A 261-nucleotide genomic window follows, 5' to 3' on the forward strand; every position below is an offset into this window, starting at 1 on the left:
TTCAAAATCGATTTTCATCGCATAAGAGCTCCGCAGGGCAAAAGCATCTCCTTTTGGCGGGTTTGTCAAATCAGGCGGTGTGCCCGGAATGGCAGTCAGCTCTTCCTCTCCTGAACTTTCCAGTGTCGGCATGGATGCAAGAAGCCCCCAAGTATACGGATGTCTCGGATCGTAGAAAATTTCGTCTACCGTACCTGTTTCTACAATCTGTCCCGCGTACATGACAGCGACCCGGTCAGCAACATTTGCCACAACACCAAG

The 261-nt window shown here is 50.6% G+C and carries 1 protein-coding gene; it reads right to left on the reverse strand.

Annotated elements, in window-relative coordinates:
• Positions 1-261 (reverse strand): oligopeptide/dipeptide ABC transporter ATP-binding protein (locus SB660_RS21630; protein WP_410584475.1); only part of this gene is annotated, 261 nt, incomplete at both ends.

Source organism: Bacillus sp. SIMBA_005 (assembly GCF_046535585.1).
Classification (GTDB): Bacteria; Bacillota; Bacilli; order Bacillales; family Bacillaceae; genus Bacillus; species Bacillus pumilus.